The organism is Streptomyces sp. W16 (genome assembly GCF_033194735.1).
Lineage (GTDB): Bacteria > Actinomycetota > Actinomycetes > Streptomycetales > Streptomycetaceae > Streptomyces.
Window position 1 is genome coordinate 1 of the sequence record NZ_JAWOAI010000857.1, and the last position, 2,600, is coordinate 2,600.

General features: G+C 66.3%; 5 protein-coding genes. All 5 read right to left on the reverse strand.

Annotated elements, in window-relative coordinates; all coding sequences use genetic code 11:
• On the reverse strand, positions 1-342 hold a 342-nt coding region (locus tag R6V09_RS50490; protein WP_317888147.1), incomplete at its 3' end, for a DivIVA domain-containing protein.
• 52 nt (positions 343-394) lie between these two features.
• On the reverse strand, positions 395-685 hold the full coding sequence (locus R6V09_RS50495) for a YggT family protein (RefSeq protein ID WP_019067748.1): 291 nt from the start codon (positions 683-685) through the stop codon (positions 395-397).
• Between the two features lie 50 nt (positions 686-735).
• Entirely contained in the window at positions 736-1,377 is a 642-nt protein-coding gene (locus R6V09_RS50500; protein WP_317888148.1) for a cell division protein SepF, read from the reverse strand.
• A gap of 128 nt (positions 1,378-1,505) precedes the next feature.
• On the reverse strand, positions 1,506-2,225 hold the full coding sequence (locus R6V09_RS50505) for a YggS family pyridoxal phosphate-dependent enzyme (protein WP_317888149.1): 720 nt from the start codon (positions 2,223-2,225) through the stop codon (positions 1,506-1,508).
• Between the two features lie 6 nt (positions 2,226-2,231).
• A partial coding sequence (locus tag R6V09_RS50510) for a polyphenol oxidase family protein (RefSeq protein WP_317888150.1) occupies positions 2,232-2,600 on the reverse strand: 369 nt, incomplete at its 5' end.

Here is a 2,600-nt window from a genome sequence, read left to right on the forward strand (position 1 = left end):
CGGCGGGCCCGATATGCCGGCGGGCACCGGGGCGCCCGGGCCGCGCATGCCCTGCTGCGGCATGCCTTGCGGGGGCATGCCCTGCTGGGGCATCCCCTGTTGCTGCATGCCGCCCTGCTGCTGGTCCTGGTCCGGGGGCTTGCGCATGTTCTGCTGGTTCTGGGCAGCGGCACGCGTGGCCGCGGCCAGTTTGGCGCGCAGGTCCTCGTTCTCGCGGAGCAAGCGCGTCAGTTCGGCTTCGACCTCGTCGAGGAAGGCATCAACCTCGTCCTCGTCATAGCCTTCTCGGAGGCGGACGGTCGTGAACTGCTTGTTCCGCACGTCCTCGGGGGTCAACGGCATCTCTTCACCTCAACGTAGTCATCGGCAGTCGGCAAGACCGTATCGTCCACTGTCACCCCGCGAGATTGCCCACGATAGAGATCAAGATGTAGACGATGATCATCAGGACGAAGAAGGACAGGTCGAGCGCCACGCCCCCGAGACGCAACGGCGGAATGAACCGCCGTAGGAGCTTCAACGGTGGATCGGTGACAGTGTAGGCGGCCTCCAGAACGACCACCATCGCCTTGCCGGGTTGCCATGAGCGGGCGAACTGGAAGACGTAGTCCATGACCAACCGGAAGATGAGCACGATGAGGAACACCATCAGCGCGATGTAGATCACCTGCGCGAACACGCTCATGGTCTGTCTTTCCCTCTCCCCTGTTCCGTGCTTCCTAGCGGCTGTCTGTCTCAGCTCTGATTGAAGAACCCGCCCTCTGCGATGCGGGCCTTGTCCTCCGCCGTGACATCGACGTTAGCAGGCGACAACAGGAACACCTTCTGCGTCACCCGCTCGATGCTGCCGTGAAGACCAAACACCAAACCGGCCGCAAAGTCGACAAGTCGCTTGGCGTCTGTGTCATCCATCTCAGTCAGATTCATGATCACCGGGGTGCCTTCACGGAAGTGTTCCCCGATGGTACGGGCCTCGTTGTAGGTCCGGGGGTGAAGTGTGGTGATCCGGTAAGGCTCTCGTTCCGACACGACCTTGGGCATGATCACCGGTGCGTTCTTCTCCAGGGACTGGCATTCTTGTGTGATGGATGCCACGGGCGCGATGCGCGCCGGACGCCCTGATTCCGCACCCAGTGAAGCGGAATGGGACACCGGTTCGCGAGGGGCCGGAGGCTGCACCACTCGTACCGGTTCGTCCCTTTGAGACTGATGTGGGCTGTGTGATTGATGCGACGGCTCGTGCCGTCGCCGGTCCCGCTCGGGCTCCGGGTCCAGTTCGGGTTCGAAGTCGTCATCGGGGTCGAAACCCCGGCCGTCGTACCCATCGTCCTCCACGAGGCCGAGGTAGACCGCCATCTTGCGCATCGCGCCGGCCATGCTCTGAGTCCTCCGCTCTGTGGTGGATCGGCTGACGACTGCCAAGTGCCCGCGATCCACGAGGTCGTTACGCCCGCCTGCGGCGGAAATGACCATATTTTCTGCTGTGGTCCGACTTCCTGGCGACGTTACCCGAGCCTGGGGCGCACGCCGAGTACCGCAGTGCCGACGCGTACATGTGTCGCTCCGGCTGCCACGGCCTGTTCGAGGTCCGCACTCATCCCTGCCGACACCATGTTCGCAGCAGGATGGGCTCGGCGCAGGTCAGTCGACAAATCCATCAACCGCCCGAACGCCTCCTGTTGGCGTCCCGCGTACTCCCCGGTGAGCGGAGCGACGGTCATCAGACCGTCGAGCCGCAGCCCCGGGGACGAAGCGACGAGGTCGGCCAACTCCCCGATCCCGCCCGGCCCCACGCCACCGCGCTCGCCCCGCCCGCTCACTCCCGCGTCCAGCGCGACCTGGATGAGACAGCCCAGTTCGCGCCCGGACCGCTCGGCCTCCTTCGACAGCGCGGTCACGAGCCGGGACCGGTCGACCGACTGCACGACATCGGCGTAACCGACCACGGATCGCACCTTGTTGGTCTGCAACTGACCGACGAAGTGCCAACTCAGCGGCAGATCCGCACATTCGGCCGCCTTCGGGGCGGCGTCCTGGTCCCGGTTCTCGGCGACGTGCCGCACACCCAGCTCGGCCAAGGTCCGCACATCGCTCGCCGGATAGGTCTTGGTGACCACGATCAGGGTCAGTTCTTCGCGCTTCCGCCCGGCCGCGGCACAGGCGGCGGCGATGCGCTCCTCGACTCTCGCCAGATTCACGGCGATTTCTTGCTTACGGTCCGTCATGCCCGATCAGTCCAGCCACACATAGCTCGCGAGCCGCCCGGTCGTGCGGTCGCGGCGGTACGAGAAGTGGTCGCCCGATTCACGGGTGCACACCGGCGACTGCTCCCGGTCGCGCACCCCGAGCCGGTCGAGCTGCGCGTGCGCTCCGGCGGTCACGTCGACCGCGGGAGTGCCCCAACTCGTCTCGGCGTACGCCGCGGGTTCCACCGCGGCGACATCGGCGCGCATGTCCGCGGGCACTTCGTAGCACCGGCCGCAGACGGCGGGTCCGGTGCGGGCGACGATCCGGGCGGGATCGGCGCCGAGTTCCACCATGGCCCGTACGACGGCGGGTACGACCCCTGCCACCATGCCCGGGCGTCCGGCGTGGGCCGC

What these genes read in the sequence shown, in the direction of transcription:
- R6V09_RS50495 (WP_019067748.1), bottom strand. Translation starts at nt 685, where the DNA reads ATGAGCGTGTTCGCGCAGGTGATCTACATCGCGCTGATGGTGTTCCTC.
- R6V09_RS50500 (WP_317888148.1), bottom strand. Translation starts at nt 1,377, where the DNA reads ATGGCCGGCGCGATGCGCAAGATGGCGGTCTACCTCGGCCTCGTGGAG.
- R6V09_RS50505 (WP_317888149.1), bottom strand. Translation starts at nt 2,225, where the DNA reads ATGACGGACCGTAAGCAAGAAATCGCCGTGAATCTGGCGAGAGTCGAG.